We start from the raw sequence: 19,561 nt of genomic DNA, 5'->3' as shown, positions 1-19,561 counted from the left end.
TCAAGCATAGAACACCATGTTAAAAAACGACTTGATCGTGAAAACTTTTCTTTGCGGTTTCCTCCACATTGAACGGCAAAAAATCGGGTATTGGCATCATTTTATGCTGTATAGCCATGCCGCGTAGCAGGAGATCCCAAACCAGTGGGATCGCTTGTCTTTAGGGTATATGTGAAGCACGTCACCATAAAAAAGTCATATGTTGAATAATATTTTCATCTGGGTTATCAAGATGTAATCAGAAGATTGTTCTTTTACTATTAACGGAGTGGCTATGCGAGTTGTCATCCTGGGGAGTGGCGTAGTTGGCGTGACCAGCGCCTGGTACTTGAGTCAGGCGGGGCATGATGTCACCGTCATCGATCGCGAATCCGGCCCGGCGCAAGAAACCAGCGCGGCGAATGCCGGACAAATTTCACCGGGATATGCGGCGCCCTGGGCGGCCCCTGGCGTACCGCTGAAGGCGATAAAATGGATGTTCCAGCGCCATGCGCCGCTGGCGGTGCGTCTGGATGGCACTCCATTTCAACTGAAGTGGATGTGGCAAATGCTGCGTAACTGCGATACCCGGCATTATATGGAAAATAAAGGCCGCATGGTGCGCCTGGCGGAATATAGTCGCGACTGTCTGAAAACGCTACGCGCCGCGACCGGTATCGAATATGAAGGCCGCCAGGGGGGAACGCTACAACTCTTCCGCACCGCGCAACAGTATGAGAACGCCACCCGTGATATCGCCGTGCTGGAAGATGCCGGGGTGCCGTATCAGCTCCTGGAATCCAGCCGACTGGCGGAAGTTGAACCCGCTCTGGCTGAGGTTGCGCATAAATTAACCGGCGGACTGCGCTTACCGAATGATGAAACCGGGGACTGTCAGCTCTTTACCCAGCGTCTGGCGCGCATGGCGGAGCAGGCGGGCGTAACCTTTCGCTTTAATACTCCCGTGGAAAAATTACTGTACGAAAATGATCAGATTTACGGCGTGAAATGCGCCGATGAGATCATTAAAGCAGATGCGTATGTTATGGCGTTTGGATCGTATTCGACGGCGATGCTTAAAGGCATTGTTGATATCCCGGTGTATCCGCTGAAAGGCTATTCATTAACCATCCCAATCGTCGAGCCAGACGGCGCGCCAGTATCGACGATTCTTGATGAAACCTACAAAATCGCTATTACGCGTTTTGATAAGCGTATTCGCGTGGGGGGAATGGCGGAAATCGTGGGCTTTAATACCGACTTACTGCAACCGCGCCGCGAGACGCTGGAGATGGTTGTGCGCGATCTCTTTCCGCGCGGCGGTCATATTGAGCAGGCCACATTCTGGACCGGCCTGCGCCCCATGACGCCGGACGGCACGCCGGTAGTAGGACGCACCCGTTATAAAAATCTGTGGCTTAATACTGGACACGGCACCTTAGGCTGGACGATGGCCTGCGGTTCAGGCCAGTTGTTAAGCGATATCTTGTCGGGTCGCACGCCAGCGATACCCTACGACGATCTGAGCGTGGCGCGATACCGTTCCGATTTTACGCCCACCCCCCCGCAACGTTTGCATAGCGCGCATAACTGATAAAGGAAGTGAAATGACCCGCCCTATACAGGCCAGCCTTGATTTACAGGTAATGAAACAAAATTTGGCTATTGTGCGCCGGGCGGCCCCAGAGGCGCGCGTCTGGTCGGTAGTGAAAGCCAACGCCTACGGCCACGGTATTGAACGCGTCTGGAGCGCGCTGGGCGCCACAGATGGTTTCGCTATGCTCAACCTTGAAGAGGCGATTACCCTGCGTGAGCGCGGGTGGAAAGGGCCGATATTGATGCTGGAGGGGTTTTTCCATGCGCAAGACCTGGAGGCGTATGACACTTATCGGCTGACCACCTGCATCCACAGTAACTGGCAGTTGAAAGCGCTGCAAAATGCGCGGCTTAACGCGCCGCTGGATATCTATGTCAAAGTCAACAGCGGCATGAACCGACTCGGTTTTCAGCCTGAGCGGGCGCAGACCGTCTGGCAGCAATTGCGGGCAATGCGCAATGTCGGTGAAATGACCCTGATGTCACATTTTGCTCAGGCCGATCATCCGGAAGGTATCGGGGAGGCGATGAGGCGTATTGCGCTGGCGACGGAAGGTCTTCAGTGTGCATACTCGTTATCAAATTCGGCAGCGACGCTGTGGCATCCCCAGGCGCATTATGACTGGGTCAGGCCGGGCATTATTTTGTACGGCGCGTCGCCGTCAGGACAGTGGCGGGATATTGCCGATACCGGACTAAAACCTGTGATGACGCTGAGTAGCGAAATTATTGGCGTGCAGACGCTGAGCGCGGGTGAAAGGGTAGGCTATGGCGGAGGGTATTCTGTGACTCAGGAACAACGCATTGGCATCGTCGCGGCGGGTTATGCCGATGGCTATCCACGCCATGCGCCGACCGGGACGCCTGTGCTGGTGGACGGTATCCGTACCAGAACAGTAGGCACCGTTTCAATGGATATGCTGGCGGTGGATTTGACGCCGTGTCCGCAGGCGGGAATCGGCACGCCGGTTGAATTATGGGGCAAAGAAATTAAGGTCGATGATGTCGCTTCTGCGGCAGGCACGCTGGGCTATGAGCTACTGTGCGCCGTAGCGCCGCGTGTGCCGTTTGTGACAACGTAACCTAATTCAGGCTAAGGCGTCGACCGGTCCACTTGGGGGCGGGTCGACGTTGCCAGGCGACCTTATTCTGCTTCGTCTTCGGCGACGCGTACCCCAATCTTGCGTACCACGTTATCTTCTTTTTCAGCTACCGTCCAAATCATGCCGCCAAACTCCACCTGATCGCCGACGACCGGCGCAGCGCCCAGCAGCTGCTGTATGATTTCACCCAGAGTTTGTTGTTTATCCCGGTATTCCGTTCCTTCTTCCAGACCGTAGATAAGCGCCACGTCGGCGAATTTCGCATTCGCTTCGAGGATAAAATCGCCAAAGAAACGCTGATCTAACGAAACCGGCGGCGACTGGCTAAACAATTTGCCCAGCGCTGGCAGATCGCGCTCCCGGCCAATCACGCAGAGTACGTCGCCTTCCTGCAGGCGAGTGCTACCCGTGGGGTGAAACAGTTCATTATTGCGAAATAGCGCGGCAATGCGGGTTTCGTTCGGCATATGCAGGTCGCGCAACGCCGCGCCGACGCACCATTTGTCGGCGCTCAACTGATAAATGAATTGCTCCCACGGATTATCAGGATGGATGTCAAGCCCCACGCGCGATACTGGCCAGCCAACCGGAGGCACGACCACTTTGGCTCTCTTCGCCGCCCATGACAGCGATGTTCCCTGCAGGAGCAGCGACACCAGTACCACAAAGAAAGCGACATTAAAGAACAGGCGAGCGTTTTCAAGCCCGGCCATCATCGGGAAAACGGCGAGAATAATCGGCACCGCACCGCGCAGTCCGACCCAACTGATGAAAATGCGCTCCCGAAGATTGAAGCCGCGAAATGGCAGCAGGCCGGTAAACACCGACAGTGGGCGGGCGAAGAAAATCATCCAGATGGAGAGAATAAGCGCAGGGACGGCAATCGGCCACAGATCGGAAGGCGTCACCAGCAGCCCCAGAACCAGGAACATCGCGATCTGCGCCAGCCAGGCTAGTCCGTCAAAGTTTTGCAGGATGCCGTAACGGTTGCGAATCGGGCGGTTTCCTAACAGGAATCCGCACAGATAGACCGCGAGAATGCCGCTGCCTTCAAGCGCGGTCGTCAAAGCAAAAATCAGAATACCGCCGCTGAGCGCCAGCATCGGATACAGGCCGCTGGGCAGAGAAATACGGTTGATCATCTGCTGTAGCAGGTAACCGCCGCCCAGGCCAAAAACAATACCGAGACCGAACTGTTGGATAATATGGACGGCAAACATCCAGTCCAGGCCGGTTTCATGCTTCTGGATCATCTCAATTAATGTAATGGTCAGAAAAACGGCCATCGGGTCGTTACTTCCCGATTCGATCTCCAGCGTGGAGCCTACACGTTCGTTTAGCCCTTTGCCGCCAAGCAGAGAAAAGACCGCTGCGGCGTCAGTGGAACCGACTATCGCGCCGATAAGCAGACCTTCGATAAGATCCAGATGAAACAGCCAGGCGGCCATCATACCTGTTAACCCCGACGTGATCAGTACGCCGAGCGTCGCCAGCGACAGCGCGGGGCCCAGCGCTACCCGGAAAGAGCTGGCCTGGGTGCGCATTCCGCCATCGAGTAAAATAATCGCCAGCGCCAGGTTACTGACCATATAAGCGAAAGGATAATTATCGAAAGGAATACCGCCAATGCCATCCACACCCGCTAACATCCCGATGGCGAGGAAAATGACCAGAATCGGGATACCCAGTCGCGATGAGAATGAACTTAACAGGATACTGCTGGTTACAAGGATGGAACCTAAAATAAATAGACTAATAATTGTTGCAGCATCCAACGTTTTATATCTCCTGACTCACACGACTTCGTATTATTTAACATTAACATAATAACGGCCAGGGCAGCGTTTTACTTAGCCTGTCGGGGACTTTTTTTACAATTGCAGCGTAGGATGGCCAGATAAAGTGAGTTGAGTCCCCTGGCGCGTATTTTTAAGCATCGCGTTTGCCCCGATAGGGAGCGTTACCGTACGTTGTTCATGCCCGAAGTCGAGACCGGTAATCAGCGGAACGGACAGACGGGAACGTAAAAACGCGTAGACGCTCTCCAGAGAATAACCGGCGTCATACTCGTTGGGCGCCGCGCCGCTAAAGCTGCCGAGAACGATGGCGCTCTGGCGGTTTAAAATTCCGGCGTACTCCAGTTGCAAAAGCATACGCTCCACCCGGAAAGGATGCTCATTGACATCTTCCAGCACTAAAATTCCTTTATCGATAGTCGGCATCCAGGGCGTACCGATAAGGGAAATCAACATCGCCAGATTTCCGCCCCATAAGGTGCCCTGTGCGTCGCACTGAGGGCCGTCGCCTTGCCACTCTACGGTAAATTGCGCCTTGCGTAGCGCCAGCCAGAAATGTTGCTCGGTGAACGTATTCAGCGTTTCGGCGCCAAAATTTGCCGCCAGCATAGGACCGCTAAAGGTGATGACATTGGCCTGCGCCAGGAGTCCAGCCTGAATCGCCGTAAAATCGCTATGACCGCAAATCAGTAAGGGATCGCGCTGTTGCCGGGAGGCGAGCGCCTGCCAGTCGATACGATCCAACAAGCGGCTGGCGCCATAGCCGCCGCGAACCGGCATGACGATTGTATCCGGCGACGTTAGCGAGGCCAGCGAATTAACATCGGCCAGCCGTTCCGCGTCCGTACCGGCAAAACGCTGAAAGCGGCGACGAATCACCTCGTCATTCTCCACCTGATGACCCGCGTCAGTCAGGCGCTGAACGCCGCGTAACGCGGCCTGTTGGTTAATACAGTAGCCCGACGGGGCGATTAAATGAAACAGAGACATGGTAATTCCTTGCTGACAATAGAATGCAAATGTATATCATGCCGCATATATTAGGCGATGTCCCTCGTTGTGCGACGTTTCTGGATGCGCACCAGGGAGGCAACCTAAGTGCCTGGCCGGGGCGGTATGACCTCTTCGGCAGATAAGTTACGGCTATAAGGATAGATGACGTGAAATTAAGATGGTTTGCTTTTTTGGTAGTAATACTGGCTGGCTGTAGCTCAAAACAGGATTACAGGAATCCGCCGTGGAATGCCGAAGTGCCTGTAAAGCGTGCGATGCAGTGGATGCCCATCAGTGAAAAAGCCGGGGCGGCATGGGGGGTTGATCCGCATTTAATCACCGCGATTATCGCCATTGAATCCGGCGGCAACCCTAACGCGGTCAGTAAATCTAATGCGATTGGCCTGATGCAGTTAAAGGCGTCGACCTCCGGGCGCGACGTTTACCGTCGTATGGGCTGGCGTGGCGAACCGACCACCAGCGAGCTGAAAAACCCTGAGCGTAACATCTCAATGGGCGCGGCGTATCTGAGCATTCTGGAAAATGGGCCGCTGGCCGGCATCAAAGATCCGCAGGTGATGCAATATGCGCTGGTCGTCTCTTATGCTAACGGCGCAGGCGCGTTATTGCGTACTTTTTCATCCGACAGGAAGAAGGCGATAGAAAAAATTAACGATCTGGATGCGGACGAGTTTTTTGAACATGTTGTTGATAATCATCCCGCGCCGCAGGCGCCGCGCTATATCTGGAAGCTTCAGCAGGCGCTGGACGCCATGTAGTTTAGCGTGAAGATTATTCTCGCACTTTATTCGCTCTTTCTCGGGCCTCGCGCTCAAGCGAAAAAATAATCCGCTGCAACTCCCGCTCCACCGCCGGGCTAACGTTAAGGAAACGAAAGCTCAGGCGGGGAGTGGTGATCGTTTCATTTTTCCCATCAATCACCTTACGCTCGCTGATGGAGATAAGCTGGGCGTCAACGTGAAAAATCCCCCATTGCCCCATGTTCAGTTCAACCTGCGAAAAGCGTGCGCCTTCGATTAGTCCGTCGGGGATGGCGGATTCCAGTAGCGCGCCCATGCCGCCCAGGGAAAGATCAAACAGGCGAAAACGTAACGTACGGGTGTCCGGTAGCGTGGTGACGCCGTAATAAGGCGGATACAGCGGCGCGCCAATGCGAAAATACTCCCGGCGCTGGACAAACCACAGTGACGACGGCAGGGGCGTGATAAAGGCCGGCAGCCGCTGATATTCGCCTGTAACGAGTTGCGGCAACGTGAACTCGACTTTTGCGCCCTGCGTTTCTGCGATAATGGCTACCTGCCCGGCACGTAATACGGCGCTATTTTCGTATTCCTGGCTGCCGTAATCCACGATGAGTTTTTCCGGGTCTACCGCCAAAATTTTACTGATGAATTGACCATGCGCCCATGAAATACGCAGTGGAACCTGATTTTTATTTAAATCCCGTAGCACGCCTAATATCGCTAATGGATTTTTTTTCAGGAACTGCTCATTGTAACCACTCACACGAAATAACCCCTGATACGCAGACTATCGTTGGGTTATCGGCATCGGTAGAAAGAACTTAATAGCGATAAATAAATTTTTATGTCCGCGAGATAAATCAGTGTTCAGAAATGCGACGCTCGACTTTGCCTATACTTAAAACGTTTTTACTGGAAAGAGGGTTCGCAAATGGGAATTATCGCCTGGATTGTTTTTGGTTTGATTGCCGGCGTTATCGCCAAATTGCTTATGCCGGGGCGCGATGGCGGGGGATTTATCCTGACCTGTATTCTCGGTATCGTCGGGGCGGTCGTTGGCGGATGGCTGGCGACGATGTTTGGTATTGGCGGCAGTATCAGCGGCTTTAATCTGCACAGTTTCCTGGTCGCCGTGGTGGGCGCGATCGTGGTGCTGGTGATTTTCCGCCTTCTGCGACGCGGCTAACCGCTGCAGAACGTGTAAGCGTTGACCCGGTCAGCACCGGGTCAACCTACTATAAACACGCGTTACTGCGTCGCTGCAGACGGCGTTTTTGTCGGCGTTGCGCTTAACGATGCCGGACGAGTAGACGGTACGCTATCGCACGGTTTTTCCTGCGGACAAATCAGATCGAGCATTTTCAGCGTCACGCCGTTGGTCCAGCCAAAGCCGTCCTGAAGTGGATATTCGCCGCCGCCACCGCCGGTTCCGGTGCTGCTGACATCATTTTTTTCGACCAGTTTTTTCTCGCGATCGTAGGTGTGCTGCACATTGGTTAAAAAGCGCCAGGTGACTTCCATTGCCACGTCATCCTGCCCATAATTTTGCAATCCTTCGGCAGCGACCCATTGTAACGGCGCCCAGCCGTTTGGCGCATCCCATTGCTGTCCGCTTTTAACCGAGGTGGTAGCCAGCCCGCCAGGCTGTAGCAGATGCGCCTGGGCCGCCGCCGCCACTTTCGCGGCGCGATCTTTCGCGGCGGCGTTTACATAGAGCGGGAACAGCGCGGCAGCGGTGAGTTGGTCACGGATTTTATTGTTCTTCAGATCGTAGTCGGCATACCAACCCTCTTTGTTATTCCACAGATGCATTTCAATGGCTTTTTGCCGCGCGTTGGCCAGCGCGTCATAGTGCGAGGCTTTGGCCCGATCGCCCGCCGCAGCGCTGGCGCGGGCGAGGGTTTTCTCCAGTTGATACAGCAGAGCGTTAAGATCGACAGGGGCAATAGTGGTGGTACGAATGGTACTGAGCTGCTGCGGATTATCCATCCAGCGGGAGCTGAAATCCCAGCCGGAGGCGGCAGCAGAACGGAGGTCTCGATAGATCTCCGTTGCCGGGCGGTTGGGGTTGCTTTTGGCGGTAGCGATATCTTCAACCCAGGATTCAGGGCGGGGCGTATCCCGATCGTCCCAGTAGCGGTTGAGAACGCTGCCGTCTTCCAGTTTGACGACGCGTTGGTTTTGTTGCCCTGGCTGCAATGTCTCAACGCCCTCCATCCAGTAGGCGTACTCTTTTTGCAGTTGCGGCAGGTATTCTTTCAGCGCATCGTCACCTTCATGTTGCGCCAGTAACTCAACCATAAACGCAAAGAAAGGCGGCTGCGAACGACTCAGGTAGTAGGTACGGTTGCCGTTAGGAATATGCCCCCAGGCGTCAATTTCGTAACCAAAGTTCGCCACCATATCCGCCACCTTATCCCAGTGCCCGCTTTCCGCCAGCCCCAGCATCGTAAAGTAGCTGTCCCAGTAGTAAATCTCTCTGAATCGACCACCCGGCACGACATAGGATTCAGGCAACGGCAAGAGCGAGTCCCACTTTTCGACGTTTTTAGTTGAACGTGTCAGCACCGGCCACAGGCCATCAATATGTTCACGCAATGACTGCCCGGCAGGCGGGACATATTTTTCACCCGCTTTCGGCAGGGTGAAGTTAACATCAACAAAATGACGTAAATCGAAGCCGGACTGGTTCCGCTGCATACGATAATCCGCAAGAATCATGAGCGGATCGCTATTAGGTATGGCGTCAGCAAAGGTTTTCTGATCGGGGAAGAGTTTTGCATTCTGGACATCATTAAAGAGCGGGCCAAGCAAAATATCCGGCGGCTGCGGAGTTTCAGTGTCGGAAGACGGGTCTGCGGCAGTCGCCGAAAACGATGCAAACGTCAGCAGCGTCCCTGCCAGCGCCAGTTTTATGGCTTTCTGCAGTAGAACAGAACGGCGAATCTCTGGGGGTATCATCAAGTTATCTCCTTAGCGGTGAGCCAAAGCCAACGGCATTTACCATGACAAAACCTTAGTCTACGATGACCAGATACGCGTGATTGAACCGCTATTTTGCGAACAAACAGACATTTTATTGAGACAGAATTTATCGGCGCGCGCGTGGAAAACGGGGTATACAGACAAAAAATCCACGCCGGGACGTGGATTTTAGCGCAATGATTTGTCGCCTTAACCTGGATAGATACCGCGATCTTTACGGGCCAGCAGAATGCGCTCACAGGCGACAATATAGGCTGCGGTGCGCAGAGAGCAGGATTTCTCAGCCGCTTTCTCCCAGACATGGACAATCGCGTCGGTCATGATTTTGTCCATGCGCGCATTGATCTCTTCTTCGCTCCAGAAGAAGCTGGCCATATCTTGTACCCATTCGAAGTAGCTGACGGTTACGCCGCCTGCGTTACAGACCACGTCAGGCACCACAAGGATACCACGGCTGGCCAGAACATCATCAGCATCCGGATAGGTTGGGCCGTTAGCCCCTTCCAGCACCAGCTTACACGTCAGGGCTTCCGCGCGCTGACGAGTTATCTGACCTTCAAGCGCCGCCGGGATCAGAATATCCATCTCCAGACGCCAGAACGCATCGCTGGCGATAGTTTCCGCGCCCGGGAAACCGGCTATCTGTTTGTGTTCTGTCTGCCATGCCGTGAGCGCCTTCATGTCAATACCGGTGGCGTTAAACAGGGTCGCGGTATGATCCTGAATCGCCACGACACGGGCGCCAGCGCCTGCAAACAGACGCGCGGCTTCGCTGCCGACGTTACCAAAACCCTGAACCGCAACGCGAGCGCCTTCAACAGCAATATTCGCCCGACGTGCGGCTTCCAGCCCGCTGACGAAAACGCCGCGCCCCGTCGCTTTTTCACGGCCCAGCGAACCGCCAAGATGGATAGGCTTACCGGTGACGACGCCAGTGACCGTCGTGCCATGATTCATGGAATACGTATCCATCATCCAGGCCATCACTTTACCGTTGGTGCCGACATCCGGCGCAGGAATATCTTTCTGCGGCCCGATGATAATGCCGATCTCGCTGGTATAGCGGCGGGTCAAACGCTCCAGTTCACCTTCCGACAGCGAGAACGGATCGACGCGGATACCGCCTTTAGCGCCGCCGTATGGCAGGTTCAGCGCGGCACATTTGATGGTCATCCATGCTGACAGGGCCATCACTTCATTGAGATCAACGTCAGGATGGTAGCGAACACCGCCTTTACCCGGACCTCGGGAGAGGTTGTGCTGCACGCGATATCCTTCGAAATGACGAATAGTGCCATCATCCATTTGTACCGGAATATCGACGATCAGAGCGCGTTTTGGGTGGCGCAGAGTATCCACCCAGGGGGATAACTCGCCCAGATAAGGGGCCACACGCTCGATTTGTTGCAGGTAGGTATTCCAGGCAGATGTGCTGCTATCTGAAGCGTAAGATAACTTATCCATGATAAACCTTAGTGATAAAAGTAATATGTTCTTTAATTGACCGTGGTACATAGTAGATCACACCATGTAGCGATAAATTTAACACTTTTTTAAACAATTAACTCAGATCAAAAATGGCAGGCAGTTGGATTTTCGTTATGATTTTGGATGGGAAGTGGTTAACTATCCGCTATAAGAGGTGATATATTGCTAATTATGCAATTAATTGCTTAAATATGCGAAATATGTGCAAGGTGGCTATTTGTCATAATTATGACGCACCTCTAAAAGTAAACGTTATGATAACGACATGTATCAATGTTATGTCGTCCTGTCGGCGGGGAAACGTCTTCACCAGGCGCGTAAAAAGATAAAAATAACCGGAGTCAGACGGCGCTGACCCCGGTTTACCTCTTTATTGTTGACGCGACTCAAGCCATACCAGCGCCAGTGTCGACAGTGAGCACATCAGCAGAATGCCGACAAACCACAGTAAATACCACATCGCTCCCGCTCCCTAATAAAGTTCATGATCGTTGCGGCGGAGGGTCCCCAGGTTGATACGCCCCAACATTTTGTAATAGCTCCATAGCGTATAGAGCAGTACGATCGGCAGAAAAATCAGCACAATCACCAGCATGATTTCGAGCGTCATCTGGCTGGAGGTGCTGTCCCACACCGTCAGGCTGGAGAGAGGACTAACACTCGACGGCATCACAAAAGGAAATAGCGTTATGCCGGCGGTAAAGATGACGCAGGCCTGGGTCAGGGAAGCGAACAGAAATCCACGAATAGTCTGACCGCGAAGGCAGGCATAGAAAGCCAGAATCGGCAGGATCATACCGAGCAACGGGATGATGAGCAGTAGCGGCGAGCGTATAAAGTGGTTCATCCATGCGCCAGGGAGTATCGCCACGCCTTTTAAGAGCGGATTGGAAGGGCCGTTGGCATCCTGCGTGAGCAAGACAAAGCCATCAACGCCGGCCCACAGCCAGTAACCGGCCAGCAGGAAGCAGATCACGATCAGCAGCGCGCTGTAGCGGGTGGCCGACAGAGCCCGTTGACGAATAACGCCCTCCGTTTTCAACTGTAACCAGACGCCTCCTTGCATAATCACCAACGACAGACTCAATAATCCACACAGTAGGGCAAAGGGCGAGAGTAACTGCCAGAAGGTGCCAAAATAGTCAACATGAAGCTGCGGCGTGAAGGCAAACGGCACGCCTAAAAACAGGTTGCCGAACGCGATGCCGAATACGACTGGGGGAACCAGGCTGCCGATAACCAGACCGGTATCCCACAGCGCGCGCCAGCGGGCATTGGCGATTTTTCCCCGATAATCAAAGGCCAGCGGGCGAAAGAAGAGGGCACACAGCACCAGGATCATCGCCACATAAAAACCGGAAAACGCGGCGGCATAGACCCGTGGCCAGGCGGCGAATAATGCCCCGCCCGCGAGAATCAACCATACCTGGTTTCCTTCCCAGTGGGCGCCCACGCTATTGATCAATACCCGGCGTTCGTCATCGTTGCGCGCTATCAGCGGGAGCAGGCAACCGACACCCATATCAAACCCGTCAGTTACCATAAATGCCACCAGGATGACGCCGATCAGCAGCCACCAAATGAACCGCAACGTTTCATAATCCAACATGATTGTCTCCTTTATCCCTGTTGTTGCGCTTGTTGTTGATGTTGCATGGCGCTCGGCCCAAGACGCGCGTACTTCTGCATCAGATAGACTTCCGCGATTAAAAACAGGGTGTAAAGTCCGAGGATAAGTCCCATTGAGAAGGCCAGCTGGCCCGGCGTCAGCGCGGAGTGAGCGTACCAGGTCGGCAGAATGTCCTGAATCGCCCAGGGCTGACGGCCAAACTCCGTCATAAACCAACCGGCTTCAATGGCAATCCACGGTAACGGCAGGCTCCACAGCGTCATACGCAATACCCAGCGATGCTGGTCGATACGCATTCGCAGCGTCTGTATCAACGCAATCAACATCACCACTAACAGCAGCGAACCGCAGCCGACCATAATACGGAAACTCCAGAACACCGGCGCCACCTGAGGAATAGCGCCACGCTGGGCCGCACGATACTGCTCCGGCGTCACATGGTTCATATCCGGGGCATATTTCGCCAGCAGAATGCCGTACCCCAGATCGCCCTCAACGGCGTGAAACGCATTCAGTACCTGCGGCGAGCGATTGCCTTGCGCTATCTCCTTCATGAGTAACCAGGCCTCCCGGCCACGCTTCAGGCGCGGCAGAGCGTCGTCCATCAGGTTTTTTAACCCCGGAACCGGTGTATCCAGCGAATGGGTGGCCAGAATACCCAGCAGAGCAGGGATCTTCACGGCAAATGCATTACGCTCCTGTTCCTGCTGCGGCCAGGCAATCAGATGAAACGGCGCGGGCGCGGGTTCGGTTTGCCATTCGCCTTCCATCGCCGCCAGTTTCACCGGCTGAATTTGGGCGACTTCGTAGGCCGAACTGTCCCCCAGTTGCAGGGTTCCCAGAATGGCCAGGGTGCCGAATACTGAGCCGATAGCAAACGAGCGCAAGGCCACCTCACGCTCGCGGCCACGTAGCAGATACCAGGCGCTGATGGACATAATAAACATGGCGCCGGTGACATAACCGGACATGACGGTATGGACGAATTTCACCTGGCTCACCGGGTTAAAGACCAGATCGCTGAAGCTGCTCATTTCCATCCGTAACGTATCGATGTTGAAATGAGCGCCGGTAGGATACTGCATCCAGCCATTGGCATTCAGAATCCATAATGCTGAAATATTGGAGCCGAAGGCCACCAGCCAGGTGACCAGCAGGTGTTGGTATTTATTCAGCCGCTGCCAGCCGAAAAAGAACAGACCGACAAAAGTGGATTCGAGAAAAAAGGCCAGTAACGCTTCCATCGCCAGCGGCGCGCCGAAGATATCGCCCACATAGTTGGAATAGAGCGACCAGTTAGTCCCGAACTGAAACTCCATGGTCAGGCCGGTAGCCACACCGAGAGCAAAATTGATCCCGAAGAGCTTGCCCCAGAAACGCGTCATATCGCGGTAGACGGTTTTCCCCGTCACCACATAGATCGTCTCCATGACGGCCAGCAAAAAAATCAGCCCAAGCGTAAGAGGAACAAATAAAAAGTGATACAGCGCGGTCAGCGCAAACTGCCAGCGCGATAAGTCAATGACATCCCACATGCTAACTCCTGTAGGCAGAAAGAGAGTAAAAAGCTAATCAGTACCGGACTCCGGTGACGTTCCTGTTGAGAGCGCTAGCGCGTCTCCAGCCATCGGCAGACTTCATCCAGGCGCTGGCGCGAATCGGCCAGATCTTCCGGGGCCGCCAGTACCAGCTCCGGCAAAGGACAAATCTCATAGCTATCGAGCAACGGCCCTTTAAGGGCGTCCAGACAGCGCACATGCCAGAGATGGCGCAATGCTGTGGCGTTGATTTGGCTTTCGCCATACCCGGAGATGCGAATCTGGATGTTCCCGTGTCCGCATAAACGCGCCAGAAAAAGACGATCGGCCTCGCTGAGCGGCAGTTGGGTCAAATTGATGCTGTGTGGTTGCAACGCCGGATCGCGTACGTGCGCCAATAATTCATGGGCCAGCGGCAGTCCATTCATCAGGCCAGCGACAGGCGGAGGCAGCAGAGAGTCGTCAGGCAGCGTATCGGCAGTCGCCGCTTGCCATAATGTCAGGGGCGCGCTACCCGCTTCCAGACGATCCGTCAGCAGACGTCGGTTATGCAGATGGCGTACCCGCCACAGGCCGCAGAAGATGGTCTCCTGGATCTCGCTTTCACTCCCGTCCGGATGCTGAATGCGTACCGAGACTTCGCCTTCGCCCAATAGCGTATTGAGGAATGAGAGATCATCGGCATTCAGGGGAGATAACTCCCATCCCAGCACGTCGCCGACTTCCGGGATGCGCCGGGCAAGCTGACCTCGCAGATCGGTCAACAATGCCATCACCGCCGGGCTGTGAGCGCAGCGCTCCAGCGCCGCCATACTTGGGTCGCCATTGACCTGACAGGTGAGCGGTAAGGGATTCATCGAGAAACTGGCGTCATCAGGCTGCGTACCTGGCCCCAGCAGATGAAAAAAGGCGTTGCTCATTGTACTGTCTCCTGCGCTGCGGGAGTGTCAACTATCGAACGCATCAGCGTGAGCAGTTCAGCCCAGGGATGAATGCCGCTGAGCGCGCCGCGTAGCTTGCCGTCTGTAAAAACCAACGTCGCCGGAAACCGACGTACATTAAAGCGATCGCCGATAGCTTCGCTTTGTTCAAGGTCGGCCACCGCCACCTGCCAGTCAAACTGCGGGAACTCACGCAGGAGTTCGGCAATCATCACCGGGTTATCGCTGACTTCCGGCGTACGCCGCGGATCGCTACTTAACAGGATGACGCCATCTCCAACCCGTTTGATCCAGTCGTCTACCGTAGAAGCCTCTACCGGTTGCCATCCACGGGTTAACAGGCGTTGCCATAGCGCAGAGAACGGGGTGTCATTCGCCACTTCTTTTGCCCTCCAGACGTGTCTGATACTGACGTATGCGCACTCCCTCATAATTTTCCATCGACAGGCATTTATAGTTCAGGCAGCGTGCGACCTCATTTGCCTGCGGCACGATCCCCCAGGCGGCCAGTTGCGCCAGGGCGGCCTGTTCTGCCGCCGGTAGCTGGCTGCGAGCTATTTCGCTCAGGCTACCGCCGTAGTCGTCCAGTAGCGCCGGTTGCAGGCCGACCAGCGCAATGTGACAGGGCAGATGCCCGCGGATGTCGGCCAGCGCCAGAACTTCGGAAAAACTGTTTTGATGCAGGCTCATTTTTTTGGCGCTGAGATACGCGGGGATTTTCTCGCCGGCATAGGTTCGCAGGCTGCCCGGCGCCAGGCCGTAATCGATCGCGTCAAGGAGCAGGAGATGGCTGGCTTGCTCAACATAACCTAACAGGTTTAGCCCTTGCGTACCGCCGTCCACAATTTCTACCTCTTCAGGCCAGTGATATCGGGCATACAAACGCTCCGCGACCCGGATACCGAATCCTTCATCGGCCCACAGCAGGTTTCCTAACCCCATCACCACTACGCGTTGCGCATTCATGAGGGCTCCTTGTCGTGCGGTTTGGGGAATTTATGGCTGCGATAGCCATTGATCATGGTGGAGATCACCGTATCGTCGGACATAATGTCTTCCCGGATAGCGAGGTAAACGTGCCCGACGATGAAGGCGGCGATCAGCCACATGCCCAGTCGGTGCCAACTGTGAATATCGATGGAGTTGCCGCCGGTCCAGTAGAAAAATTCAACCACATAGCGGAACGGCGCAAAGATGGCGTACTGGCTATGCTCGCCAAACAGAGCGAAACCGGTGAGGATCATAAATACCGACAACAGGAAATAGCCGAACATCGCGGCCTGCGCGACAGGGTTATGTCCGATGTCGCTCCCCGGTTTTTTCTCCAGAAACAGATACCAGCGGACCACGGTGAAAGCGCCTTGCCACCAACTACGACGCCAGACCGGGACAATAAACAGCTCTCGTGAATAGCGGTTGCCGACACAGGCCCAATAAATTCGCCCCAGCAGTAACACGGTAAAGATCATCGCGGCGGCAAAGTGGATCAGCCGGATATAGCCCATGTAAAACAGATAGGTCGCCTCGCCACTCACCGACGGCAAGGGCCGGCCAATGAAGTAGCCTGTTACCATCAGTACCAACATGCAGGCCACCGTTAGCCAGTGCCACAGGCGTACCGGCGCTTCAAACACATAGTGGCTGACGGCAGTATCACGCGCCTCCCCGACGCGTGGAGATAGCTTTCCAGTCATCGTTCTTTTCCTTAACGCTTAGCGTACCTGGACGGCAATCAGTTCGCTGCCGTCGTCGCCGAGCACGTGGGTTGAACAGGCGAGGCAGGGGTCGAAGCTGTGCAGCGTCCTCAGGATTTCTAACGGTTGGTCGGGAATCGCCATTTGCGTTCCCATCAATGCCGCTTCATAGGCGCCGATCTGTTTTTTAGGATCGCGCGGGCTGGCGTTCCAGGTGGTGGGGACCACGCACTGATAGAGTTCAATCTTCTGATCGCGGATTGACGCCCAGTGTCCCAACGCTCCACGAGGCGCTTCGGTAAAACCGATGCCGCGGCAGTGCTGCGGCCAACTGGCCGGTTCCCATTTCTCGGTATTGGCGGTGGCCAGGTCGCCGTTTTTCAGGTTGGTCATAAGCCTGTCGAAAAAATACTGCAGCTTACCGACGGCCCATTGCGCTTCGTGCGCGCGGCATAAAATACGGCCAAGCGTAGACTGGATACCGGAGAGCGGCAGTTTAAGGGCAGACATCATGCGATCTACCGACTCTATGGTGGCGGCATCCCCTTTGTGATACGCGATAAGCGTTCGGGCAAGCGGGCCGACTTCCATGGCATGACCCCGCCAGCGCGGCGCTTTAATCCAGGAGTAGCGTTCCTGCTCGTTGAGCTGCTGGATATGCGTATCGCTGCCTTTGACATCACCCGGGTTGTACCAGGGATCGGTAATGCCGTCAAAAGGATGACGGCCCAGCCGATCGTCCGGATAGCGGTACCAGGCGTGATCCACAAACTCCTGTATCTGCTGCGGATCGGCCAAATCTACCGGCATAACATTTTTAAAATCGCCATTGATCACCGCGCCGCCCGGCATTAACAGGCTTTGCTGGCTGAAGTCGTTGGCAATGTCCGGAAATGCGCCGTAGCTCAGCACGCATTTATCCGACAGACCGGTGCCAATTTGACTCCATGCTTTATTGAACTGGCCGATAGCCAGCGCGTCCGGAACCATCACGTTGTTAATAAAGTCGGCGGTGCGGGTGATGATCGACTGCACCAGGTTGAGGCGCTCCATATTGATAGCCCCGACCGCGCCGCTTTGATCGAGATTGATCGCGCACGGCATCCCGCCAACGATCCAGTTAGGATGGGGGTTCTTACCGCCAAATATGGTATGGATTTTGACGATCTCGCGCTGGAAGTCGAGGGCTTCAAGATAGTGGGCAAAGCCCATCAGATTAGCCTCTGGCGACAATTTGTACTGTGGATGTCCCCAATAGCCGTTACGGAATATCCCAAGCTGACCGCCATCGACAAATTTCTTTAATCGATTTTGTACGTCAAAGAAGTAGCCCGGCGATGACATCGGCCAGGCGGAAAGGCTTTGCGCCAACTGCGAGGTGGCGCGCGGATCGGCTTTCAGCGCATTCAGAACATCAATCCAGTCCATACCGGCTAACTGATAAAAATGGACCAGATGATCGTGACACCACAACGTAGCCAGCATGATGTTACGTATAATATTGGCGTTATCCGGCACCTGGATACCAATCGCATCTTCGATAGCGTACACCGATGCCAGAGCATGTACCCCGGTACATACACCACAAATACGTTCAACAAACGCCCAGGCGTCACGCGGGTCACGGCCTTGCAGAATGATCTCCAGCCCGCGGAACATTGTGCCGCAGGAAACGGCATTGGTAATGACGTTTTGCTCATCAATGTTCACTTCGCAGCGCATATGCCCTTCGATGCGGGTAATCGGGTCCACGATCAGACGACGGCCGGCGTCGTTAACGGTATAACCCTGGGTTTGATACTGGTTACTCATGCCTGTTTATCCTCATTGTCCGGCTGTTGTTCGGCTTGCGCTAACTGTTGTTTGTGGCGTTTACGTTGGTTGAGCGCGCTGGCGACAGCGTGACCGCCAACGCCCGCCGCGACCACGCCCAGCGCGGTCAGCCCCACCGTATCGGCGGTTGAATGGGTACCCATCTGGGGAATATCCACCACGCGGCTATAAAACGAGCCGCGATCCCAGAAACCATTTTCTGAGCATCCCAGACATCCGTGACCGGACTGGATAGGAAAGGAGACGCCGTCATTCCAGCGTGTGGAGGAGCAGGCGTTATAGGTGGTTGGCCCTTTACAGCCCATCTTGTACAGGCAGTATCCCTTGCGGGCGGCGTCATCATCCCAGCTCTCGACAAATTCACCGGCGTCAAAATGGGCGCGGCGGTAGCATTTATCGTGGATACGCTGACCATAGAACATCAGTGGACGGCCCATGCGATCGAGTTCCGGCAGACGATCAAACGTCACCATATAGGTGATAATGGCGCTCATGACATCCGGGATTGGCGGACATCCAGGGACTTTCACGATCGGCTTGTCGGTGATCACTTTATCGATAGGCGTTGCCTGGGTCGGATTGGGGCGGGCGGCCTGGACGCAACCCCAGGAGGCGCAGTTTCCCCAGGCGATAATAGCGCTGGCGCCCGCGGCGGCTTTCTTCAGTTTTTCAATAAACGGGCGGCCACCGCTGATACAGAACATTCCTTGCTCTCCTAACGGCGGATTGCCTTCCACCGCCAGAATGTATTTCCCGGCGTAGCGAGTGGTAATATCGTCAAAGACTTCTTCGGCCTGTGCGCCGGCGGCGGCCATCAGGGTGTCGTCATAATCAAGGGAAATCAGCGAGAGGATCACATCTTTGGCTAGCGGGTGCGAGGAACGGATAAAGGATTCGGTACAGCAGGTGCATTCCAGTCCATGAATCCAGACCACCGGAATTCGCGGTTTATTCTCCAGCGCCCAGGCGATCTTTGGCGTCATTCCGGCGCCCAGTCCCAGCGATGTGGCGGCAAGGCTACAGAATTTGAGAAAGCTGCGTCGGGTCACTCCCTTACGACGCATGGCTTGATAAAAGGTCTCCTCGTTATTCATAACGCGTATTTTTTCTCCTTTTTGCACCACGCTCCGCCAGGGGCATAAGGCGCTTTTGCGGGTCCGTTGACGTTCCGCCAGCAAGGTAAATCATTGTGTTACGCGCGAGCGCGGAAACGAGCCCGAT

Annotated in this window: 18 protein-coding genes and 25 other annotated features; of the genes, 4 read left to right on the top strand and 14 right to left on the bottom strand. The window is 54.9% G+C overall.

Features of this window, described 5'->3' with window-relative positions:
- Positions 1 to 156: 156 nt before the first annotated feature.
- Positions 157 to 186: a protein binding site (putative binding site for CRP, RegulonDB: STMS1H000060), on the top strand.
- Positions 170 to 178: a -35 signal (putative -35_signal for dadA; RegulonDB:STMLTH004513), on the top strand. It overlaps the preceding feature by 9 nt.
- Positions 170 to 1,573 (top strand): D-amino acid dehydrogenase subunit gene (gene dadA / locus STM1803; RefSeq protein ID NP_460759.1). Within the gene, positions 275 to 1,573 belong to an annotated coding region; the region does not span the whole gene. It overlaps the preceding feature by 9 nt.
- Positions 189 to 197 (top strand) — a -10 signal (putative -10_signal for dadA; RegulonDB:STMLTH004513). (Overlaps the previous gene by 9 nt.)
- Positions 264 to 269 (top strand) — a ribosome-binding site (putative RBS for dadA; RegulonDB:STMS1H001977).
- Before the next feature lie 2 nt (positions 1,574 to 1,575).
- Positions 1,576 to 1,581, top strand: a ribosome-binding site (putative RBS for dadX; RegulonDB:STMS1H001976).
- Positions 1,576 to 2,657, top strand: a protein-coding gene (gene dadX, locus STM1802; RefSeq protein ID NP_460758.1) for an alanine racemase 2. Within the gene, positions 1,587 to 2,657 belong to an annotated coding region; the region does not span the whole gene. (Overlaps the previous feature by 6 nt.)
- A gap of 62 nt (positions 2,658 to 2,719) precedes the next feature.
- On the opposite strand, the gene ycgO is transcribed toward dadX, so the two are convergent.
- Both ycgO and ycgQ read right to left on the bottom strand, forming a co-directional pair.
- The gene (gene ycgO, locus STM1801) for a putative CPA1 family Na:H transport protein (protein ID NP_460757.1) occupies positions 2,720 to 4,469 on the bottom strand. Within the gene, positions 2,720 to 4,453 belong to an annotated coding region; the region does not span the whole gene.
- Positions 4,464 to 4,469, bottom strand: a ribosome-binding site (putative RBS for ycgO; RegulonDB:STMS1H001975). (Overlaps the previous gene by 6 nt.)
- 80 nt (positions 4,470 to 4,549) lie before the next feature.
- Positions 4,550 to 5,475, bottom strand: a protein-coding gene (ycgQ, locus tag STM1800) for a putative resistance protein MccF (protein ID NP_460756.1). Within the gene, positions 4,550 to 5,464 belong to an annotated coding region; the region does not span the whole gene.
- Positions 5,470 to 5,475, bottom strand: a ribosome-binding site (putative RBS for ycgQ; RegulonDB:STMS1H001974). It overlaps the preceding gene by 6 nt.
- A 146-nt stretch (positions 5,476 to 5,621) precedes the next feature.
- Positions 5,622 to 5,627 (top strand) — a ribosome-binding site (putative RBS for emtA; RegulonDB:STMS1H001973).
- Here ycgQ and emtA point away from each other — a divergent pair.
- The gene (gene emtA / locus STM1799; RefSeq protein ID NP_460755.1) for a membrane-bound lytic murein transglycosylase E occupies positions 5,622 to 6,246 on the top strand. Within the gene, positions 5,635 to 6,246 belong to an annotated coding region; the region does not span the whole gene. Its footprint overlaps the feature before it by 6 nt.
- 13 nt (positions 6,247 to 6,259) lie before the next feature.
- On the opposite strand, the gene ycgR is transcribed toward emtA, so the two are convergent.
- The gene (gene ycgR, locus STM1798) for a putative inner membrane protein (protein ID NP_460754.1) occupies positions 6,260 to 7,009 on the bottom strand. Within the gene, positions 6,260 to 6,994 belong to an annotated coding region; the region does not span the whole gene.
- Positions 7,004 to 7,009, bottom strand: a ribosome-binding site (putative RBS for ycgR; RegulonDB:STMS1H001972). Its footprint overlaps the gene before it by 6 nt.
- A 134-nt stretch (positions 7,010 to 7,143) precedes the next feature.
- Positions 7,144 to 7,149, top strand: a ribosome-binding site (putative RBS for ymgE; RegulonDB:STMS1H001971).
- Between ycgR and ymgE the strand changes: the two genes are divergently transcribed.
- The gene (gene ymgE / locus STM1797) for a putative transglycosylase-associated protein (RefSeq protein ID NP_460753.1) occupies positions 7,144 to 7,417 on the top strand. Within the gene, positions 7,163 to 7,417 belong to an annotated coding region; the region does not span the whole gene. It overlaps the preceding feature by 6 nt.
- Before the next feature lie 62 nt (positions 7,418 to 7,479).
- On the opposite strand, the gene treA is transcribed toward ymgE, so the two are convergent.
- The 11 genes from treA to STM1786 form a co-directional block, all read right to left on the bottom strand.
- Positions 7,480 to 9,282, bottom strand: a protein-coding gene (gene treA / locus STM1796; RefSeq protein ID NP_460752.1) for a trehalase, periplasmic. Within the gene, positions 7,480 to 9,192 belong to an annotated coding region; the region does not span the whole gene.
- Positions 9,201 to 9,206: a ribosome-binding site (putative RBS for treA; RegulonDB:STMS1H001970), on the bottom strand. It overlaps the preceding gene by 6 nt.
- Positions 9,249 to 9,257: a -10 signal (putative -10_signal for treA; RegulonDB:STMLTH004512), on the bottom strand.
- Positions 9,274 to 9,282 (bottom strand) — a -35 signal (putative -35_signal for treA; RegulonDB:STMLTH004512).
- 123 nt (positions 9,283 to 9,405) lie before the next feature.
- Positions 9,406 to 10,736, bottom strand: a protein-coding gene (locus STM1795) for a putative homolog of glutamic dehydrogenase (protein NP_460751.1). Within the gene, positions 9,406 to 10,731 belong to an annotated coding region; the region does not span the whole gene.
- Positions 10,731 to 10,736 (bottom strand) — a ribosome-binding site (putative RBS for STM1795; RegulonDB:STMS1H001969). It overlaps the preceding gene by 6 nt.
- Positions 10,737 to 11,074: 338 nt before the next feature.
- Positions 11,075 to 11,169 (bottom strand): putative periplasmic protein gene (locus tag STM1794; RefSeq protein NP_460750.1). Within the gene, positions 11,075 to 11,164 belong to an annotated coding region; the region does not span the whole gene.
- Positions 11,164 to 11,169, bottom strand: a ribosome-binding site (putative RBS for STM1794; RegulonDB:STMS1H001968). (Overlaps the previous gene by 6 nt.)
- 7 nt (positions 11,170 to 11,176) lie before the next feature.
- The gene (locus STM1793) for a putative cytochrome oxidase, subunit II (protein NP_460749.1) occupies positions 11,177 to 12,325 on the bottom strand. Within the gene, positions 11,177 to 12,313 belong to an annotated coding region; the region does not span the whole gene.
- Positions 12,320 to 12,325 (bottom strand) — a ribosome-binding site (putative RBS for STM1793; RegulonDB:STMS1H001967). It overlaps the preceding gene by 6 nt.
- Positions 12,325 to 13,880, bottom strand: a protein-coding gene (locus tag STM1792; RefSeq protein ID NP_460748.1) for a putative cytochrome oxidase, subunit I. Within the gene, positions 12,325 to 13,869 belong to an annotated coding region; the region does not span the whole gene. Before STM1792 ends, STM1793 begins: the two co-directional genes overlap by 1 nt.
- Positions 13,875 to 13,880: a ribosome-binding site (putative RBS for STM1792; RegulonDB:STMS1H001966), on the bottom strand. Its footprint overlaps the gene before it by 6 nt.
- 63 nt (positions 13,881 to 13,943) lie before the next feature.
- Positions 13,944 to 14,806 (bottom strand): putative hydrogenase-1 protein gene (locus STM1791; RefSeq protein NP_460747.1). Within the gene, positions 13,944 to 14,792 belong to an annotated coding region; the region does not span the whole gene.
- Positions 14,789 to 15,209, bottom strand: a protein-coding gene (locus STM1790; RefSeq protein NP_460746.1) for a putative thiol-disulfide isomerase and thioredoxin. Within the gene, positions 14,789 to 15,193 belong to an annotated coding region; the region does not span the whole gene. The genes STM1791 and STM1790 overlap by 18 nt, the downstream gene beginning before the upstream one ends.
- Positions 14,801 to 14,806, bottom strand: a ribosome-binding site (putative RBS for STM1791; RegulonDB:STMS1H001965). It overlaps the preceding gene by 6 nt.
- The gene (locus STM1789) for a putative hydrogenase maturation protease (protein ID NP_460745.1) occupies positions 15,183 to 15,790 on the bottom strand. Within the gene, positions 15,183 to 15,779 belong to an annotated coding region; the region does not span the whole gene. The genes STM1790 and STM1789 overlap by 27 nt, the downstream gene beginning before the upstream one ends.
- Positions 15,204 to 15,209: a ribosome-binding site (putative RBS for STM1790; RegulonDB:STMS1H001964), on the bottom strand. (Overlaps the previous gene by 6 nt.)
- The gene (locus tag STM1788) for a putative Ni/Fe-hydrogenase 1 b-type cytochrome subunit (protein ID NP_460744.1) occupies positions 15,776 to 16,520 on the bottom strand. Within the gene, positions 15,776 to 16,507 belong to an annotated coding region; the region does not span the whole gene. Before STM1788 ends, STM1789 begins: the two co-directional genes overlap by 15 nt.
- Positions 15,785 to 15,790: a ribosome-binding site (putative RBS for STM1789; RegulonDB:STMS1H001963), on the bottom strand. (Overlaps the previous gene by 6 nt.)
- Positions 16,515 to 16,520 (bottom strand) — a ribosome-binding site (putative RBS for STM1788; RegulonDB:STMS1H001962). It lies within the gene STM1788.
- A gap of 5 nt (positions 16,521 to 16,525) precedes the next feature.
- Positions 16,526 to 18,333 (bottom strand): hydrogenase-1 large subunit gene (locus STM1787; RefSeq protein ID NP_460743.1). Within the gene, positions 16,526 to 18,319 belong to an annotated coding region; the region does not span the whole gene.
- The gene (locus STM1786) for a hydrogenase-1 small subunit (RefSeq protein ID NP_460742.1) occupies positions 18,316 to 19,497 on the bottom strand. Within the gene, positions 18,316 to 19,434 belong to an annotated coding region; the region does not span the whole gene. The genes STM1787 and STM1786 overlap by 18 nt, the downstream gene beginning before the upstream one ends.
- Positions 18,328 to 18,333, bottom strand: a ribosome-binding site (putative RBS for STM1787; RegulonDB:STMS1H001961). It overlaps the preceding gene by 6 nt.
- Positions 19,449 to 19,454: a ribosome-binding site (putative RBS for STM1786; RegulonDB:STMS1H001960), on the bottom strand.
- Positions 19,462 to 19,470: a -10 signal (putative -10_signal for STM1786; RegulonDB:STMLTH004511), on the bottom strand.
- Positions 19,489 to 19,497: a -35 signal (putative -35_signal for STM1786; RegulonDB:STMLTH004511), on the bottom strand.
- Positions 19,498 to 19,561 lie beyond the last annotated feature (64 nt).

The organism is Salmonella enterica subsp. enterica serovar Typhimurium str. LT2 (assembly GCF_000006945.2).
Classification (GTDB): Bacteria; Pseudomonadota; Gammaproteobacteria; order Enterobacterales; family Enterobacteriaceae; genus Salmonella; species Salmonella enterica.
This window is presented reverse-complemented; position numbering and strand designations above follow the sequence as displayed.